General features: G+C 53.7%; 17 protein-coding genes and 5 tRNA genes. 12 read left to right on the forward strand and 10 right to left on the reverse strand.

The window, feature by feature from the left end:
• Window positions 1–19 precede the first annotated feature (19 nt).
• The 12 genes from alaS (at window position 20) to luxS (ending at window position 7,993) form a co-directional block, all read left to right on the forward strand.
• On the forward strand, window positions 20–2,647 hold the full coding sequence (gene alaS, locus FN082_RS27985; protein WP_142463424.1) for an alanine--tRNA ligase: 2,628 nt from the start codon (window positions 20–22) through the stop codon (window positions 2,645–2,647).
• A gap of 238 nt (window positions 2,648–2,885) precedes the next feature.
• Window positions 2,886–3,071, forward strand: coding sequence for a carbon storage regulator CsrA (gene csrA / locus FN082_RS27990; protein ID WP_000906486.1), 186 nt, complete (start codon window positions 2,886–2,888; stop codon window positions 3,069–3,071).
• A gap of 324 nt (window positions 3,072–3,395) precedes the next feature.
• A tRNA-Ser gene (locus FN082_RS27995) sits at window positions 3,396–3,488 on the forward strand.
• Between the two features lie 4 nt (window positions 3,489–3,492).
• Window positions 3,493–3,569: transfer RNA gene (locus tag FN082_RS28000), tRNA-Arg, on the forward strand.
• A gap of 62 nt (window positions 3,570–3,631) precedes the next feature.
• Window positions 3,632–3,708, forward strand: a tRNA-Arg gene (locus FN082_RS28005).
• Between the two features lie 60 nt (window positions 3,709–3,768).
• Window positions 3,769–3,845, forward strand: a tRNA-Arg gene (locus tag FN082_RS28010).
• Between the two features lie 192 nt (window positions 3,846–4,037).
• Window positions 4,038–4,114: transfer RNA gene (locus tag FN082_RS28015), tRNA-Arg, on the forward strand.
• Window positions 4,115–4,255: 141 nt separating this feature from the next.
• Entirely contained in the window at window positions 4,256–4,570 is a 315-nt protein-coding gene (locus tag FN082_RS28020; protein ID WP_139539475.1) for a BON domain-containing protein, read from the forward strand.
• A 127-nt stretch (window positions 4,571–4,697) separates the two neighbouring features.
• Window positions 4,698–5,264, forward strand: coding sequence for a fructose-1-phosphate/6-phosphogluconate phosphatase (gene yqaB, locus FN082_RS28025; RefSeq protein WP_139539474.1), 567 nt, complete (start codon window positions 4,698–4,700; stop codon window positions 5,262–5,264).
• Window positions 5,261–5,689 carry a YqaA family protein gene (locus FN082_RS28030; protein ID WP_139539473.1) on the forward strand — a complete coding sequence of 143 codons (429 nt, stop codon included), beginning with the start codon at window positions 5,261–5,263 and terminating at the stop codon, window positions 5,687–5,689. The genes yqaB and FN082_RS28030 overlap by 4 nt, the downstream gene beginning before the upstream one ends.
• 66 nt (window positions 5,690–5,755) lie before the next feature.
• The gene (gene gshA / locus FN082_RS28035; protein ID WP_142982759.1) at window positions 5,756–7,312 is read left to right on the forward strand and encodes a glutamate--cysteine ligase; all 1,557 of its coding nucleotides are present in this window, start codon (window positions 5,756–5,758) and stop codon (window positions 7,310–7,312) included.
• 165 nt (window positions 7,313–7,477) lie between these two features.
• Window positions 7,478–7,993 (forward strand): S-ribosylhomocysteine lyase, encoded by a 516-nt coding sequence (gene luxS / locus FN082_RS28040; protein ID WP_139539471.1) that lies wholly within the window; start codon window positions 7,478–7,480, stop codon window positions 7,991–7,993.
• Window positions 7,994–8,034: 41 nt separating this feature from the next.
• On the opposite strand, the gene FN082_RS28045 is transcribed toward luxS, so the two are convergent.
• From FN082_RS28045 to proV, 10 genes are all read right to left on the reverse strand, one after another.
• Window positions 8,035–9,150, reverse strand: coding sequence for an AAA family ATPase (locus FN082_RS28045; RefSeq protein ID WP_142982760.1), 1,116 nt, complete (start codon window positions 9,148–9,150; stop codon window positions 8,035–8,037).
• Complete coding sequence (locus FN082_RS28050; RefSeq protein ID WP_139539469.1) at window positions 9,147–9,854, reverse strand: RNA ligase family protein; 708 nt, start codon at window positions 9,852–9,854, stop codon at window positions 9,147–9,149. The genes FN082_RS28045 and FN082_RS28050 overlap by 4 nt, the downstream gene beginning before the upstream one ends.
• 269 nt (window positions 9,855–10,123) lie before the next feature.
• Window positions 10,124–11,662 (reverse strand): multidrug efflux MFS transporter permease subunit EmrB, encoded by a 1,539-nt coding sequence (gene emrB, locus FN082_RS28055; RefSeq protein WP_142463428.1) that lies wholly within the window; start codon window positions 11,660–11,662, stop codon window positions 10,124–10,126.
• Between the two features lie 15 nt (window positions 11,663–11,677).
• On the reverse strand, window positions 11,678–12,850 hold the full coding sequence (gene emrA, locus FN082_RS28060; protein ID WP_142982761.1) for a multidrug efflux MFS transporter periplasmic adaptor subunit EmrA: 1,173 nt from the start codon (window positions 12,848–12,850) through the stop codon (window positions 11,678–11,680).
• Between the two features lie 132 nt (window positions 12,851–12,982).
• Window positions 12,983–13,513 carry a transcriptional repressor MprA gene (mprA, locus tag FN082_RS28065; RefSeq protein WP_041146855.1) on the reverse strand — a complete coding sequence of 177 codons (531 nt, stop codon included), beginning with the start codon at window positions 13,511–13,513 and terminating at the stop codon, window positions 12,983–12,985.
• Between the two features lie 91 nt (window positions 13,514–13,604).
• The gene (gene ygaH / locus FN082_RS28070) at window positions 13,605–13,940 is read right to left on the reverse strand and encodes an L-valine transporter subunit YgaH (RefSeq protein ID WP_139539466.1); all 336 of its coding nucleotides are present in this window, start codon (window positions 13,938–13,940) and stop codon (window positions 13,605–13,607) included.
• Window positions 13,930–14,676, reverse strand: a complete 747-nt coding sequence (locus FN082_RS28075) for an AzlC family ABC transporter permease (RefSeq protein ID WP_139539465.1) — start codon at window positions 14,674–14,676, stop codon at window positions 13,930–13,932. Before FN082_RS28075 ends, ygaH begins: the two co-directional genes overlap by 11 nt.
• A 287-nt stretch (window positions 14,677–14,963) precedes the next feature.
• Window positions 14,964–15,959, reverse strand: a complete 996-nt coding sequence (gene proX / locus FN082_RS28080; RefSeq protein WP_139539464.1) for a glycine betaine/L-proline ABC transporter substrate-binding protein ProX — start codon at window positions 15,957–15,959, stop codon at window positions 14,964–14,966.
• A 69-nt stretch (window positions 15,960–16,028) separates the two neighbouring features.
• Entirely contained in the window at window positions 16,029–17,093 is a 1,065-nt protein-coding gene (gene proW, locus FN082_RS28085; RefSeq protein ID WP_142982762.1) for a glycine betaine/L-proline ABC transporter permease ProW, read from the reverse strand.
• Window positions 17,086–18,288 carry a glycine betaine/L-proline ABC transporter ATP-binding protein ProV gene (gene proV / locus FN082_RS28090; RefSeq protein ID WP_139539462.1) on the reverse strand — a complete coding sequence of 401 codons (1,203 nt, stop codon included), beginning with the start codon at window positions 18,286–18,288 and terminating at the stop codon, window positions 17,086–17,088. The genes proW and proV overlap by 8 nt, the downstream gene beginning before the upstream one ends.
• Window positions 18,289–18,482 lie beyond the last annotated feature (194 nt).

Here is an 18,482-nt window from a genome sequence, read left to right on the forward strand (position 1 = left end):
GCTTGATTTCAGGATAATTATGAGCAAGAGCACCGCTGAGATCCGTCAGGCGTTTCTCGACTTTTTCCATAGTAAAGGACATCAGGTAGTTGCGAGCAGCTCCCTGGTGCCGCATAACGACCCGACCCTGCTGTTTACCAACGCCGGGATGAACCAGTTCAAGGATGTTTTCCTTGGTCTCGACAAACGTAATTATTCGCGTGCGACCACTGCACAGCGTTGCGTTCGTGCGGGTGGTAAGCACAACGATCTGGAAAACGTCGGTTACACCGCGCGTCACCACACCTTCTTTGAAATGCTGGGCAACTTCAGCTTTGGCGATTACTTCAAGCAGGATGCCATCAAATACGCATGGGAACTGTTGACCGGTGAAAACTGGTTTGCGCTGCCGAAAGAAAAACTGTGGGTGACTGTCTACGAAACCGATGATGAAGCGTTCGATATCTGGGCGAATGAAGTCGGCGTACCGCGCGAGCGTATTATTCGCATTGGTGACAACAAGGGTGCGCCTTTTGCTTCCGATAACTTCTGGCAGATGGGCGATACCGGTCCATGTGGTCCATGCACAGAAATCTTCTTCGATCACGGCGACCATATCTGGGGTGGTCCTCCGGGAACGCCAGAAGAAGACGGCGATCGCTATATTGAGATCTGGAACATCGTCTTTATGCAGTTTAACCGTCAGGCTGACGGGACGATGGAGCCACTGCCGAAGCCGTCCGTTGATACCGGTATGGGCCTGGAGCGTATCGCTGCCGTTCTGCAGCACGTGAACTCTAACTACGATATCGATCTGTTCCGCGATCTGATTAAGAGCGTGGCCGATGTGACCGGCGCGACCGACCTGTCTAACAAGTCTCTGCGCGTTATTGCTGACCACATTCGCTCTTGTGCGTTCCTGATTGCCGATGGCGTTATCCCGTCGAATGAAAACCGTGGCTACGTGCTTCGCCGCATCATTCGTCGCGCTATTCGTCATGGCAACATGCTTGGCGCGAAGGATACCTTCTTCTGGAAACTGGTTGCCCCACTGATTGACGTGATGGGTTCTGCCGGTGAAGAGCTGAAACAGCAGCAGGCTCAGGTTGAGCAGGTGCTGAAAACCGAAGAAGAGCAGTTTGCCCGTACTCTGGAGCGTGGACTGGCGCTGCTGGATGAAGAGCTGGCAAAACTGAAAGGTGACACGCTGGACGGCGAAACCGCTTTCCGTCTGTATGATACCTATGGCTTCCCGGTTGACCTTACCGCAGATGTTTGTCGCGAGCGTAACATCAAAGTTGATGAAGCTGGCTTTGAAGCGGCGATGGAAGAGCAGCGCCGTCGCGCTCGCGAATCCAGCGGCTTTGGCGCGGACTACAACGCGATGATCCGCGTTGATAGCGCCTCAGAGTTTAAAGGCTATGACAGCCTGGAGCTGAATGGCAAAGTGACCGCGCTGTTTATCGACGGTAAAGCGGTTGATGCCGTGAACGCGGGCCAGGACGCTGTTGTTATTCTGGATCAGACGCCGTTCTACGCGGAATCTGGCGGTCAGGTGGGTGATAAAGGTGAACTGAAGGGCGCCGGTTTCACCTTCCAGGTTAACGACGCACAGAAATACGGTCAGGCAATTGGTCATATTGGTAAACTGACCAGCGGTTCACTGAAAGTGGGTGACGCCGTACAGGCTGATGTTGATCAGGCTCGCCGTCAGCGTATCCGTTTGAATCACTCCGCAACGCACCTGATGCATGCGGCGCTGCGTCAGGTTCTCGGTACGCACGTTGCGCAGAAAGGTTCTCTGGTCAACGATAAAGCATTACGCTTTGACTTCTCGCATTTTGAAGCGATGAAGCCGGAGGAGATCCGTGCGGTAGAAGATCTGGTGAATGCGCAAATTCGTCGCAACCTGCCAATCGAAACCAATATCATGGATATTGACGCTGCTCGAGAATCCGGCGCGATGGCGCTGTTTGGCGAGAAGTATGACGATCGCGTTCGCGTGCTGAGCATGGGGGATTTCTCCACCGAGCTATGCGGCGGTACTCACGCCTCGCGTACTGGTGATATCGGCCTGTTCCGTATTACGTCTGAATCCGGCACCGCAGCAGGCGTGCGCCGTATTGAGGCTGTCACTGGTGAAGGTGCGATTGCGCTGCTGCATGCACAAAGCGATCTGCTGGGCGATATCGCTCAGTTGCTGAAGGGTGATACTCATAGCCTCGGCGAAAAAGTGCGCGCCGCGTTAGAGCGCAGCCGCCAGCTGGAAAAAGAGCTGCAGCAGCTGAAAGAGCAGGCAGCAGTGCAGGAGAGTGCAAACCTTTCCAGCAAAGCGGAAGAGATTAACGGCGTTAAACTACTGGTCAGCGAGCTGGCCGGCGTTGAGCCGAAAATGCTGCGTACTATGGTTGACGATCTGAAGAACCAACTGGGTTCAACGGTTGTCGTATTAGCCACGGTCGCAGAAGGTAAGGTTTCTCTGATTGCAGGTGTGTCTAAGGATGTGACAGACCGCGTGAAAGCAGGGGAGCTGGTTGGTATGGTCGCCCAGCAGGTGGGCGGTAAAGGGGGCGGTCGTCCGGATATGGCGCAAGCTGGTGGTACCGATGCGTCTGCTCTCCCTGCTGCGTTGGCCAGTGTGAAAGGCTGGGTAAGCGCGAAATTGTAATAACTATAATCGCATAGATGCTGTGATTCTCGGATTACAGCATCTTGCGCGAGAAGCACTGATAACGATAAAGTCGGGTTGAAGTTGTGTATATCGGCTAAACTTAGGTTTAACAGAATGTGATGCCGTGACTGCTTACACCGTAGGGTGTTTGTCATCGCTTACTTTTTGGCGTTATATGATGGATAATGCCGGGATACGAGAGACCCGACTCTTTTAATCTTTCAAGGAGCAAAGAATGCTGATTCTGACTCGTCGAGTTGGTGAGACCCTCATGATTGGAGATGAGGTCACTGTGACAGTTTTAGGGGTTAAGGGTAACCAGGTACGTATTGGCGTAAACGCCCCTAAAGAAGTCTCAGTGCATCGTGAAGAGATCTACCAGCGTATCCAGGCTGAAAAATCCCAGCAGTCCAGTTACTAAGGTTTTCGCGCCTCGCTATTTTGTGAGGCGCATCCCTCCACATGGCGTTTTTCCTTACTTTTCTTCTCTGACAGCCTCTCTTTTTTATCTAAAGCCCAGCATCCGCTACAGTTATCTTTTGCGTTAGCAACGACGTAATCACCAATTTCTTGTTGATAAAATACTCTTTTTGCCGTTTTCACAGGCTAATTGCGCGGGAAGTGTGCAAACGAAAAAAAGGTCTCGAAAAAAGGTTTGACTTATAAGTACCAGAAAGTAATATGTGCGCCATCGCAGCGACGAAGAGCAGAAACAAGTTCTTTGAAGCACTCGAAAGAGGCGTGTGGTGAGGTGGCCGAGAGGCTGAAGGCGCTCCCCTGCTAAGGGAGTATGCGGTCAAAAGCTGCATCCGGGGTTCGAATCCCCGCCTCACCGCCATTTTGCATCCGTAGCTCAGCTGGATAGAGTACTCGGCTACGAACCGAGCGGTCGGAGGTTCGAATCCTCCCGGATGCACCATCTTACTCAGTGTGGCAAGTGTTAGGTGTGACACTGATGCGTAGTAAAGTAAGTTTCCCGATGCATCCGTAGCTCAGCTGGATAGAGTACTCGGCTACGAACCGAGCGGTCGGAGGTTCGAATCCTCCCGGATGCACCATCTTACTTGATACAGCTTTAGCAGCAGTATCAACATCGGCAGTAAAGCAAGTTTCCCGATGCATCCGTAGCTCAGCTGGATAGAGTACTCGGCTACGAACCGAGCGGTCGGAGGTTCGAATCCTCCCGGATGCACCATATTCTCCTCAGTAACAGCGGTGTCGTTGTTGCATGGTCTGCGAGATAATCGCCAGCACCAGGGAGGATAACGTTGCTTCAGCAACGGCCCGAAGGGTGAGGCGCAGCCGAGTCATCCTCCCGGATGCACCATCTTACTTGATACGGCTTTAGCAGCAGCATCAATGTCGGCAGTAAAGCAAGTTTCCCAATGCATCCGTAGCTCAGCTGGATAGAGTACTCGGCTACGAACCGAGCGGTCGGAGGTTCGAATCCTCCCGGATGCACCATATTCTCCTCAAGTCATCTCCAGCGCAATAATTCACAATCTTCTTCAGCACTTTTTTCATTGGCAAGTCGCTCTTTCCACTATAATTTATCCCTGTATACCAGCCTGATTTTGGGTGATATAAGTGCAAGGAGAGAAATCCATGAAATGGTTCAAAGCAATATCTGCGTTTTGCGCGTCGCTTCTGGTAGCCGCCACGCTTGCGGGCTGTGCAGGTTCATCCACGAAGGAAAGTACCGGCGGGTATATTGACGACACCGTCGTGACGACTAAAGTAAAAACCGCGCTCTTCAATGATAAAGAGATTAAGTCTTCGGAAATTAGCGTCCAGACTTTTAAAGGTCGTGTACAGCTGAGCGGCTTTGTCTCATCTGCCGATAGCGCTAAACGCGCGGTAGAAGTGACGCGCAAAGTGCAGGGCGTTCGTGTGGTTGAGAATGATTTAAGAGTCAAATAAACCCATCAAACTGCATCCACATAGATAAAGGCGCCATCGGGCGCCTTTATTGCATCTGCCGCTGGCAGCGACAAAACTTGCCTTTTGCGTTACAGTAACTCCTCCTTAACCGGTTGGTGAGAAGACGATGTACGAACGTTACGCAGGACTGATTTTTGATATGGATGGCACGATCCTCGATACCGAGCCGACGCATCGTAAGGCATGGAACGAGGTTCTCGGACGTTACGGTATGCGTTTCGATATGCAGGCTATGGTCGCGCTTAATGGTTCTCCAACCTGGCGGATTGCCCAGGCTATTATCGAATTAAACCAGGCTGATTTAGATCCTCACCATCTGGCACGAGAAAAAACGGACGCCGTGAAAGCGATGCTTCTTGATAGCGTCCGCCCTTTGCCGCTGATTGAGGTGGTTAAGGCATGGCACGGGCGTCGCCCGATGTCCGTCGGTACCGGTAGCGAAAGCGCCGTTGCTGAAGCGCTGCTGGCTCATTTGGGCCTGCGTCACTACTTCTCGGCGGTTGTTGCCGCCGATCATGTCGCAAACCATAAACCCGCGCCCGATACTTTCTTACTTTGCGCCGAGCGCATGGGCGTTGCGGCAGAGAAATGCGTTGTCTTTGAAGATGCGGACTTTGGGCTGCAGGCGGCGAAGCGCGCCGGTATGGATGCCGTGGACGTGCGATTGTTGTGAGCGACGCGCTGTCGCTGATATCGCTGTTTGCCAGCAGCTTCTTGAGCGCAACGCTGCTTCCCGGTAATTCGGAAGTCGTGTTGATTGCTATGCTACTGGCAGGGGTTAGCCAGCCGTGGTTACTGGTTTTAATAGCAATAATCGGTAATAGCCTTGGAGGGGTAACTAACGTTATTCTGGGGCGCCTGTTTCCGCTGCGTAAAACATCGCGCTGGCAGGATAAGGCGTCCGGTTGGCTGAAGCGCTACGGCGCGGCCACGCTATTATTAAGCTGGGCGCCTGTTATAGGCGATTTGCTGTGTTTACTGGCGGGATGGATGCGCATTTCCTGGGGACCAGTGCTCTTTTTCTTATGCCTTGGCAAAGCATTACGCTATATCGTCGTTGCGGCGATAACGCTTCAGGGCATGACGTGGTGGCACTAATTGGACTGATTGTTCAACCATTACAATTATGCTAATTCAAACGATTTCGACAGGCGGGAGGTCAAATTGATCCCGGACGTATCACAGGCGCTGGCCTGGCTGGAAAAAAATCCGCAGGCGCTGCAGGGTATTCAACGTGGTCTTGAGCGCGAAACGCTGCGCGTCAACGCTGACGGCACGCTGGCCACTACCGGTCATCCGGAAACATTGGGGTCAGCGCTGACTCACAAATGGATTACCACCGATTTTGCCGAAGCTTTGCTGGAATTTATTACGCCGGTTGATGGCGATATTCAGCATATGCTCACCTTTATGCGCGATGTTCATCGCTATACCGCGCGCCATATTGGTGATGAACGGATGTGGCCGCTGAGCATGCCTTGCTATATCGCGCCCGGTCAGGATATTGAACTGGCGCAGTACGGCACCTCTAATATTGGTCGTCTGAAAACGCTTTATCGCGAAGGGCTGAAGAACCGCTATGGCGCGCTAATGCAAACCATCTCCGGTGTGCACTATAACTTCTCTCTGCCGATGGCTTTCTGGAAAGCCAAGTGTGGCGTTGAGGATGTTGAAAGCGGCAAAGAGGCCATTTCAGCAGGTTATTTCCGTTCCATTCGCAACTATTACCGTTTTGGTTGGGTGATTCCGTACCTGTTCGGCGCATCTCCGGCAATTTGCTCTTCGTTCCTGCAGGGGAAACCGACGACGCTGCCGTTTGAGGAAGCCAGCAACGGCATGTATTACCTGCCTTACGCGACTTCACTGCGTCTGAGTGATCTGGGCTATACCAATAAGTCGCAAAGCAATCTCGGAATTACGTTTAACGATCTGTATGAGTATGTGGCAGGATTGAAGCGGGCGATTAAAACGCCTTCTGAAGAGTACGAAAACATCGGGCTTGAGAAAGACGGTAAGCGTCTGCAAATCAACAGCAATGTACTGCAAATCGAAAACGAACTGTATGCGCCAATCCGTCCTAAACGCGTAACGCGTAGCGGAGAATCCCCTTCCGACGCGCTGCTGCGTGGCGGCATCGAATACATTGAAGTCCGTTCACTGGATATCAACCCGTTCTCGCCAATTGGCGTTGACGAGCAGCAGGTCCGCTTCCTCGATCTGTTTATGGTCTGGTGCGTGCTGGCCGATGCGCCGGAGATGAGCAGCGATGAACTGCTGTGTACGCGTACCAACTGGAATCGGGTGATTCTCGAAGGCCGTAAGCCGGGTCTGACGCTAGGCATCGGCTGCGAAACCGCCCAGTTCCCGCTGGCTCAGGTAGGGAAAGATCTGTTCCGTGATTTACGCCGCGTGGCGCAAACGCTGGATAGCATCCACGGATGCCAGGCCTATCAGCAGGCCTGCGATGAGCTTGTCGCCTGTTTCGATAATCCGGAGTTAACCTTCTCGGCGCGCATTCTGCGTTCTATGCTTGAAGAGGGGATTGGCGGTACCGGCAGAGGACTGGCCGATCAATATCGTACGATGCTGCGTGAAGAGCCGCTGGAAATTTTACGCGAAGAGGATTTTGTTACCGAGCGCGAAGCGTCAATAGAGCGTCAGAAGAAGGTGGAAGCGGCAGATAGCGAGCCGTTTGAAGCGCTGCTGGCAAGGCACGCGTAGCTTTACAAGCCGTAAAAAAGAAAACGGCCACATCACTGTGGCCAAACCTTCATCTCTGATTCAGGGATGATGATGATAATAAATGCGCGTCTTTCATATACTCAGACTCGCTGCCTTAAAAAGAGTTCATTTTATTTTTAAAAAAATCACTATCGGAGGTGAAGAATGCCGTTGTTAGATAGTTTCACAGTCGACCATACCCGAATGGAAGCGCCTGCGGTGCGTGTCGCGAAGAAAATGAACACGCCTCATGGCGATGAAATCACCGTTTTCGATCTGCGATTCTGCGTGCCAAACCAGGAAGTGATGCCGGAAAGAGGCATTCACACTCTTGAGCATCTGTTTGCCGGTTTCATGCGCGATCACCTGAACGGCAATGGTGTGGAAATTATCGATATATCTCCGATGGGTTGCCGCACCGGGTTCTATATGAGCCTTATCGGTACGCCGGACGAGCAGCGCGTAGCGGATGCCTGGAAAGCGGCGATGGCCGACGTGCTGAAGGTGAAAGATCAGAACCAGATCCCGGAGCTGAACGTTTACCAGTGCGGAACCTATACCATGCACTCGCTGGAAGAAGCCCAGGAAATTGCTCGCCATATCATTGATCGTGATGTTCGCGTCAATAGCAACGACGAGCTGGCGCTGCCGAAAGAAAAACTGCAAGAACTGCACATTTAGTTAGTGCTGTAGCCGGACAGAGGAGGCTCTGCCCGGCTTGTTCACTCATCTCTTACCTGATATTCCACGCAGTGCGCTTCATCAGGCTGAGGCACTTCCAGCTTTGACGCCATTCGCATTATTACCGCGTCCGGAACCGCATATTGGCGGTTTGCATTTTGCTGCTTCCATTGCGCCCATGGAACTTCAATGTAGACAATTTTTACCCGCGCACCGTAGGCAGTAAAAAGGTCGATGAGCTGGCTTCGTAGCTGTCGGGTAATATTGGTCGCATTCCAGACAAAAGCCGTTTTTTGTCGCAGTAAAACCCGTGCATCTTCTTTTGCCTGCTGGACGACGCGCCCGGTTGCCGCCCTGTCTTCCGGGCTGATGCCAAGCCGACGGCGGATATCATCAAGACTCACTATCGGCATGCCGGGACTGTGTTCGCTGATATAGCGATCCTTACCCATTCCAGGCAGCGCGCTCATTATAATCACTTCAAATCTTTCTGTTTCCCAGGGGATGAAATCGGCTGAACTGTTCAAATGCGTCAGATAATGCCAGCGAGCCGCATCGGAAGCGAAGTGACGGGCATGTCCCCAGCACTGTTGTTCCTGACAGAAAAGCTCAAATAGGGCGATTCGGTCGAGCATTTCCTGTTTATCCTGACAGCGGCGACCTTCTATATCGGCACGGGCAAGCAATGTAAGCAGACGCGTATCAATCCGCATCGCCGCGCTGAGCAGCAGGCGCTCAGGGGCGGGACGTTCGAGTAGCCACAACGGCAGTCCGTGCAGGCGAACCAGTGCCGCGATTTGCTCACGCAGAATAAAGGGTGTCGGAATATCTCGCCACAGGATCTGCCGCGCTGTGAGTTCACCTTTGCGCGCATGGCCCGGTGACTGGATGCGACCGTGTTCATCACGCTGCGTGGTGCTGCGCTTTTCCACATCGTGCAGCAGCGCCGCAGCCCACAGCAGCTCTTGCTGTTGCGGTGAGCATCGCTGAAAGTCGGGTATAGTTGATAGCGCGTTGAGCACCATTTCGGTATGAATGCCAACGTCGCCTTCGGCATGATGGACGGGATCCTGTGGTACATCGTGCATCTCTTCTACCCAGCGGAATTGTTGCCGCAGCGCCGACCAGCCTTTGTCACCAGTAAGCTGCCAGATCATGAGCGCTCTCCAAAGGCAAATTCATGGGCCAGATGAGCCCGTCGCCAGTTGCGTTTCCAGTGTTCCGTTGTTTTGACATGATTCTTACGGACAAACTTAAGCACTTGGTGGGCGAAATCATCCACAGGGAATTCGTTGCGATTGCGGCTCACGATGCCTTCGAGGGTGCAGGGCTGAGCGGTCTGGACATCCCATGGGTCGAACGCGCCTCGTCCGTTGGTTAGCGCAAGAAATTCTCGCTGCCACGCTTTTTCATCCTGACCAGGCTGCGGCCCTGGGATTTCCGGGACGCAGGGAAAATCAAACAGTGCGGCGTAGAACAGCACTTCTTCCCAGCTTAGCCACATATCCTGGCAGCGGATGGCAAACAGGAAAAAATCCTGCTCCAGCGCGTGATATTCAATCGAGTGGACGGCATAGAGGTTTTCGCCGAAAAGCTCTAAATCGCCAAGATCGTTTTTTAGCAATTGCCAGCGCTGGCGAATTTTATGCGTCCAGGCGGATTGCGTTGGGGCTGCATGAGAGCGGGCAAAAACCCCGTGGCGATTCAGGCAGTTATTTTCACCGTCCAGCTTTTCGGTGTGCACCAGTTGAGGAATAACCTGCAAATCTCGCCAATAGTCGGCGTTGATACGGTCATCGCTGGTGGTGCCGGGGGAGAAAGGATAGTGCCAGGTTCTCCCGTATTTTCGTTGCGTATTCATGATAATCCATTATTTATGTTGTTATAAAGTTACGCCCGCGGGGATGCGAGTTGTGAGGTTAATGGGTTTCAAGGGATAGTGTGGATTTCACCCAGCAAGGCGAGGGTGTAGATAAAGAGGATTGACAACCTGAGCGAAGCGCTCAGAACCGGCTAGTTGTGAATGGAAGTATTTGGGGCGGCGTAAAGATACACCTCTTATGATGATAAAACAACCACCTGCATTTTCAGGCAATAAAAAGGGATCCGCGGATCCCTTTACATCAAACCTTAGTGTGCACCGCCACCGCCGCCTCCGGCGCTGAACGGCGGTCTGGCAAACCACACCAGCCCGAGCAGAAGGATAAATATCGCCGCCGAGAACCAGAAAATTTCGTTGGCGGAGATAATCAGTCCCTGATTGGTTATCTGCTGCGCTATCCAGCCGGATGCCTGCTGCTGGGTCATTCCCAGGCCCTGCAGCTGATCGTACATCTGCTGGGCGTTGGGATTATACGGCGTCACCGACTCGGTAAGCTGCGCATGGTGCAGCGCCTCACGGTTGGTCCACATAGTGGTGGTAATTGAGGTCCCTATTGACCCCGCCAGGGTACGCGTGAAGTTCGACAGGCTCGATGCCGCCGCCAGCCGTTCCGGCGGCAGGCCGGAAAGCGTTATGGTGGTCAGCGGCATAAAGAAGCAGGCCACCGCGAAGCCTTGAATAAACTGCGGCCACGCCGAGGCGCCGAAGTCCATACCCGGTTCGAATGTCCACGCGCGCCAGTAGAAGCAGACCGCATACATAATAAAGCTGAAGGTGACCAGCCGGCGCATATCAAGCTTATGCGCGAAGCGTCCGATAATCGGCGACAGGATAACCGGGATCACCCCAACCGGCGCTGAGGCCAGGCCGGCCCAGGTCGCGGTGTAGCCGTAGACCTCCTGCAATAGCTGCGGCAACAGCACGATAGCGCCGAAGTAAAGCATATAGGCGAGGCTTATACACAGGCAGCCGATGGTGAAGTTTCGCGACTTAAACAGCGACAGGTCGACTATCGGGTTGTCGTCGGTCAGCTCCCAGACAATCAGGAAGCTTATCGCTACCACGGCGACGATCGTCAGAATGATTATCTCGTTAGAGGCAAACCAGTCGAGCTCTTTACCCCGGTCGAGCATCACCTGCAGGCTGCCGATACCGATAACCAGCAGCGCCAGACCCACGCCGTCAATTCGCCGCTGCTCGGTGCGGGTTTCACGGTTGCGCAGGGTTTGCAGCGTCATGACTACGACGGCGATGCCAATCGGCACGTTGATAAAAAAGATCCAGCCCCAGTGGTAGTTGTCGCTGATATAGCCACCAAGAATCGGGCCGCAGATTGGCGCGACGATCACCGTCATCGACCACAGCGCCAGCGCAATAGAGCGCTTGGCGGGTGGGTAGTTGCTGAGCAGCAGACTTTGCGACAGCGGGATCAGCGGACCGGCGACGATCCCCTGAATCACGCGGAAGAAAATCAGCATCGTCAGGCTGTTTGACATGCCGCAGGCCCAGGAGGCGATAGCGAACGCCACCGTCGACCAGAGGAACAGCTTCACTTCGCCAACGCGCTTTGCCAGCCAGCCGGTTATCGGAATGGAGATAGCGTTCGCTACCCCAAACGAGGTAATAACCCAGGTTCCCTGACTCAATGATGAACCAAGGTTACCGGCGATGGTGGGGATGGCCACGTTGGCGATAGTGGAGTCCAGCACCTGCATGAAGGTCGCGAGCGACAGCGCAATGGTCATAATGACCAGCTGCGCGCCTTCCAGCGGTTTTTGCTGTTGCATTACGCTCACCCCGAATTATCCGGCGTTAGCCTGGATGATGTCGTTTATCAGCTTGTTGACCGGCTCAAGACCGATTTCGCGGGCATTGCTTTCGTAAACCGGGGAACTACGTACCTGGCTTGCCAGCATTTCGCCGCCGCGGTCGGTGGTGTTCACCTCAACCAACGTTGAAAGGCCGATGCGCAGCGGGTGCTCCGCCAGCTGTTTTTCATCCAGCTCAATACGTACTGGTAGACGCTGAACCACTTTGATCCAGTTACCGGTGGCGTTCTGCGCAGGCAGCAGCGAGAAGGCGCTACCTGTGCCCATATCGAGGCCGACGACTTTACCGCTGTATTTCACATCATCGCCGTAAATATCGCTGATGACGGTCGCCGGTTGACCGATACGCATATGCGCTAGCTGAGTCTCTTTAAAGTTGGCGTCAATCCACAGATTGGTGGCCGGAACCACGGCCATCAGCGGAGTCGTCGTGCTGATTTGCGCGCCAGGCTGTACGGAACGGCGTGAAACGTAGCCGCTAATCGGGCTGACGATTTTCGTCCGCTGCAGGGCCAGCCAGGCGTTACGGACTTCGGTCGCCGCTTGCAGCACCGCAGGCTGTTGTTCCAGCTTCGTTCCCAGAACGATCGCCTGGTTTGCGTTATATTGCTGAATAGCCACGTCCAGTTCAGCTTGCGCGCTGGCAACCGTGTCGCGAGCGTGCTGCAGCTCTTCACGGCCAATCAGGTTGGCGGCCCCTAGCGGAATTCGGCGGTTGAGGTCGGTTTGCGCCTGGGAAAGGGCGGTTTTTTTGACGTCGATACTGGCCTGCAGTTGTTTGCTGTTGATCATCTGCTGGCGAGTTTGGCGTACGCTGGAGGCGAGCTGGGTTTGTGCTTTTTCAAACGCCTGCTGAGCATCGGTCTGGTCGAGGGTGACCAGCGGATCGCCTTTTTGCACGTAGTCGGTGTTGTCAGCCCAGACTTTCGTCACGCTGCCGGACACCTGAGCCATAATTTGTACCTGGTTCCCCGCCACGTATGCGTCGTCCGTCTCTTCGAAGTGACGCAGTACCAAAAACCAATAAATCCCGTATGCCACGGCAACAATAATAAAGAGCAAGGTCAGCAGCAAAAGGGCGCCTTTACGCTTACCTTTCTTGCTGCCCGGTTGCTGCGGGGTTTGGCTCTCCGCATTTGCGCTCATGTTATTCTCCACGATCTTATTATTTCACATCGGCTGAGCCGACCTGTTTATCAGAAAGGCCAGCAGAAGATCTGCTGGCCTGTCCGTTTTCCTTGTCAATCCAGAAAAATTGTTGAGCGGTTGATTCCGCGCTTAGCGCAGAGACTCCGCAAGCACGCCATCCTCTTCCATTTGGTCAAGGCGACCAAGTAGCTTACGGGTGATGTGCTCGAGCTGATCTTTTTCGCTGGTGCTTAAAGAAGACCAGAGCTGATGCAGGCAGTTGTGCTGCGGCGGTAACACTTCGCGCAGGAACTGATGACCTTTGTCGGTAAGTTGTAAATGCAGGCAGCGACGATCGTTATCGCTTTCGCGGCGCTCAATCCAGCCGCGCTTTTCCAGTTCATCGGCAATGCGCGTAGCGTTGGTACGTGAAGAGCCCAGCGCACAGCTCAATTCAGAAGGCTGAATGCTGTGGTTTTCCTGAGACTCAAGCGTGATCAGCGCCATAAATAATGTCTCGTTAATCCCTTGCGCTTTCAGCATCTTGTTACGGTTTTCCAGCAGTTTCCCCTGCATATGCATGCAAAGACGAGTAAGCAGAATTTCCTGAAAAGGGAAGTCTTCGTGACGGCTGGCGCGGAACTTGAGCATTTGCTCAATGGGAGTAAACGAACTATCCATTTTGGTTATGACCTCATTAATTACAGCCGATATAATAACTATTGTGACAAATAAATCAAATGAATTATTGACTAAAATTGATACTTTAAGCTTATAGCCATGTGCCGATTTTCCAGACAACACCATAGGTTAGCGCGCTTAAAAGCGTAGGAATAATAATGCTGCGCGTTTTCCAAAAGACCAGACCCAGCACCGCGAAGCCAGCCAGTGTCGGCAGAAAACGGCGGGTATCGTGGAGAATTTCCGGCACGCTGGAGACAACCAGCAGCGCGCAGATAGAGGCGATGCCGATGGTATCGAGCAGGACGCTGACCGGGCCGCGACGAGTGGGACGGGAGTTCCCGGCGCGCAGGCGCAGCGGCAGATAGCGGAACAGATAATTTACGCAACCGACCACGGCTCCGATAATAAGGACATCACTGTTCATCGGGCATCCCCTGAATACTGGCTTGTACCAGAGCGGTCAGACAGCCGCAGACAATTCCGGCAAGGATCGCGGCGGGTATGGAAAACAGGATAATTCCTCCCAGAGCGCCTGCCAGCGCAGCGGTAACGCTAAGCGACTGTTTGCGTTGGAACGATGCCAGTAAAAAACTCATAAACAGCGCCGGAAGCATAAAGCTAAGCGCAGCCTCTACTGCCGGAAAACCGGTCAACAGGCCACTGCCTGAGTAAGCGCCTACCAACGTACCGAAGACCCACGAAGCCCAGGACATAAAAGCGATGCCGATCATCCAGTTCTCGCTCCAGCGGCGGTTATCGCGTACCAGTTTAGCGGTGGCGGCGGCAAAAACTTCGTCGGTCAGGCCGAACGCCCAGACGGCGGTTTTTTTCTTGCTCAGCAAGCGCTGAATACGGCTGCGCAGGGAAGGGCCGTACAGCACGTGGCGAACGTCCATTGCCATGACGGTAAGCGCCGCGACCCACAGCGAGCTGCCTGCGGCCAGCATCGCGGTGATCACGAACTGGCTGGCACCCGCGTAAATAATGCAGGAGAAGAACAGGCTTTCCAGCGGAGAGAAGCCGAGCTTTGTGGCATTCAGGCCAAAGGCGAAGGCGACGGGAATATAGCTAATGACAATGGGTAGGCTGTCTTTGATGCCTTCAGCCAGCGTGGCTTCGTCAGCAGCAGAAGTGTGCGTCAATGCGCCAGGGTTTTCCATAGGAATTGCTTATTAATAACTCACGTGAAAATCACATGATTAAACAGGTGGATTTACCTTAGCAGAGAGCGGCGTAGCTTAACAGTATCTAGCAGGCTGATGGCTAAAGTTATGCAATTTATTTGCATATCAACCCATCATTTAGGACAAAAAATGTCGTGTTGTGCAGGATGCAGCTTTCCCCGGGGGCGGCGCAGAGCACCTTCCTCGGGCTACGGGTCGTGCGGTTTTGTAGCCCGAACAGATGCGCAGCATCGCCTCCGGGAATGTCCTAAAAAAGCGGGGGATTATTTCTGCGCGGCCAGCGCTTCATTCACCCAGCCGTCAAACTGCTGCTGGTGGGCTTTGATCCAGCCATCGACGTGACCCTGAATATCCGCTTCTGAACCATGGCCTGCGTGCATCATTGCATTCTCGGCGTTGATGTCGGCAATCGGCAGCTTCATGATGCTAAACAGTTTTGCCGCCGCCGGGTTTTTCTCGGCCCAGGCTTTGTTGGCGACAATATGCATCGTGTTTACCGGGAAGCCATAGTTCACACCGTTCGGCAGTTTAGTGTCGATATTTTTCTGTTCACCCGGCAGGGAGGAGAACGGAACCTGCAGCCACACGACATCTTTACCCGGCTTCAGCACATCGCTGACCCAGTAAGGCGTCCAGGTGTAATAAAGCACCGGTTTGCCTTCTTTATAACGCGCAATAGTATCGGCCATCATCGCGGCGTAGTTGCCCTGGTTATGCACGACCGTATTGCTCAGACCGTAAGCATCAATCTGGTGATTAATGACCGCTTCGCAGCCCCAGCCTGGCGTACAGCCGGTCATATCGGCTTTGCCATCGCCGTTGGTATCAAACAGTTTGGCGATTTTCGGATCTTTTAGCTGATCGATCGATTTAATGTGGTACTGCTCGGCGGTTTTCTTATCGATCAGGTAGCCCTGAGCGGCACCGGTAACGAAAACGCCTTCACGGTAGAATTTCTTATCACCACCGGCGGCGGCGTACATATCATCATGCAGCGGCTTCCAGTTGGTGGCGATGTAGGTGGTATCACCTGCGGCGATAGAGGTGTAGGCGACGTTATAGTCGACTTCACTGGGTTTCTCGACGGTATAGCCTAGCTTTTCCAGCGCGCGGCTGACCAGCAGGGTCTGGAAGGTTTCTTCAGAAATGGTGCTCTGCGCCGGCTTCACGGTAATGCCTTTGCCGGGCAGGTCCGCCGCGAAGGCGGTAGTGGAAATGAGGGCGGTAAACGCTGTGGCAAGAATCGCTGTATGTCGCATCGTTGTTCCTTTTATTAATCAGAAGGGAAGTCCATCCCCCGACAGCGCGGCTGCCGGGGAGATGTGCTTTTATTTACAGAAAGGGCGAGTGATAAGCCCCAGTGGGCCGGTTGCATACCAGCGGCGGTTGCCGCGGCTGCGCGAGTCACGTCCTACGGCCTGTGTCAGACGGTCGAGAATAATGGCGAGGATAACAATCCCGACGCCGCCGACGGTGGCCAGACCCATATCCAGGCGACCAATGCCGCGCAGTACCATCTGGCCAAGACCGCCAACGGCAATCATCGAAGCAATAACCACCATTGACAGCGCCAGCATCAGCGTCTGGTTAACCCCGGCCATAATGGTCGGCATCGCCAGCGGTAGCTGAACCTTAAACAGCAACTGACGCGGGCTGGCGCCGAAGGAGCGTGAAGCCTCAATCAGATCCGCAGGCACCTGGTTAATCCCCAGGATCGTCAGACGAACAATCGGCGGTAGGGCGAAGATAATGGTTACCACTACCCCCGGTACGTTGCCAATACCGAAGAGCATCACGATCGGCACCAGATAGACAAACGCCGGAGTGGTTTGCATCGCATCGAGCAATGGACGGATAATTTTCGCCGCCCGCGGGCTACGGGCCAGCCATATTCCGAGCGGCAGGCCGATCAGCATACAAAACAGCAGCGCGGTCAGCACCAGCGCCAGAGTTACCATCGCCTGCGACCAGGCCCCGATAGCGCCGATGGCGATAAGCGAGATCAGCGTCGCCGCGCCCATGCCGACGCTGGAAATCTGCCAGGCAATCAGCGAGAAAATGATAATCGCCACCGGCGCAGGCATTCCCAGCAGCAACTGCTGGAAAGCGCTCAGGATATAATCCACCGGTACGCGGATCCCCTGAAATACCGGGCGAAAGTGCATCACTATCCAGTCAATGGCTTGGGTGACCCAGCTATCAAGCGGAATAAGCGTTTTATGGAACGGGTCCATAATGTTGAAGTGCTCTGGCTGGGGCGCGGGTGCGCTGCTTAGCCAGTCTGCACCGCCGCCATCGGACGGTGCGGGCGTGGATGTACCCCAGGCATCAGCGGATTGCGACACGCTATCCGCCGCCGGTGCGGTGTCCCACGGGTTAGATTGATCAGCCATTGTTTACCCCCTCGCGATCTAAAGCCTGTAGCAGCATGCGTTTTGAAATGATGCCGATGTACTGGTGCCCTTCATCGACAACCGGCACCGCGCACGGTGCATGGCCGACGTGAGAAAGCAGTTCGCTGAGCGGCGTTTGCGCATCCACCGCGAGCGGGGAGTCAATTAACGCCGCATCGATTCCCTGGCCTTCGCTCAGCGCGACCTTCAGTGAATCAATGGAGACAATGCCAACAAACTTATTACCGCGTTCAATGACGTAGCCATATTCGCGGTCTTCATCCTGTAATAATTTCAGCGCAGAACGCGGGCCGAATCCCGGCGTTTTACGAATCAAACCAACCGGGCTACGGCGGGCAATATCTTTAGCGCTGAAGACCTGGCTAATATCGACACCGCGGAAGAATGTGCGGACATAATCATTGGCCGGGTTATTCAGTATTTCATCCGGTGTACCGACCTGAACCACTTCTCCGTTTTGCATGATGGCAATACGATCGCCAATGCGCATTGCTTCGTCGAGGTCGTGGGAAATAAATACGACGGTGCGCTGATGCCTGGCCTGTAATTTTGTCAGCTCATCCTGCATTTCGGTACGAATTAAGGGATCGAGCGCCGAGAAGGCTTCATCCATTAACAGGATATCGGGGTTAATAGCCAGCGCGCGGGCCAGGCCTACGCGTTGACGCATTCCGCCGGAGAGTTCGTCCGGGTAAGCGTGAGCATAGTTTTCCAGGCCAACCTGACGCAGCGCCTCCAGCGCTTTCTCCTGACGTTCCTGAGTGGGTACGCCAGCCAGCTCCATACCGAAGGCGGCATTGTCGAGCACGGTCATATGCGGCATCAGTGCAAATGATTGAAAAACCATTGCAATCTTTTTTCTGCGCACCTCGCGAAGCTCGGCCTCTGAGATTTTGGCGATATCGACGCCATCGATCAGCACTTGGCCGCGGGTGGGTTCAATCAGGCGATTGAGAAGGCGAACCATGGTAGATTTCCCCGAGCCGGAGAGCCCCATGATGACGAATATCTCGCCTTCTTCAATGGTCAGACTGGCGTTTTTTACGCCAAGCGAAAGTCCCGTTTTTTCCAGTATTTGCTCTTTCGATAGTCCTTTTTCGATATATTTGAAAGCCCGCTGTGGGTGCTCGCCAAATATTTTATAGAGATTCTTGATTTCTAATTTAATTGCCATGCAATAGAAAGTTTCCTGTAATTTATTTATATCGATATAGTACCTGGTGGAGATAATTGCTTTTTTACACCCTAACATACTGAGAATCTGAGACAACCCTTTATGTTGATTTACGGCGGAAATTCGAACGAGAGAATGTCAGCGCATCCCCCGTGATATAAGGGCTGAGCGTGAGTTGCTGACAACTAATATTT

The sequence above is a fragment of the Klebsiella spallanzanii genome, from assembly GCF_902158555.1.
Lineage (GTDB): Bacteria > Pseudomonadota > Gammaproteobacteria > Enterobacterales > Enterobacteriaceae > Klebsiella > Klebsiella spallanzanii.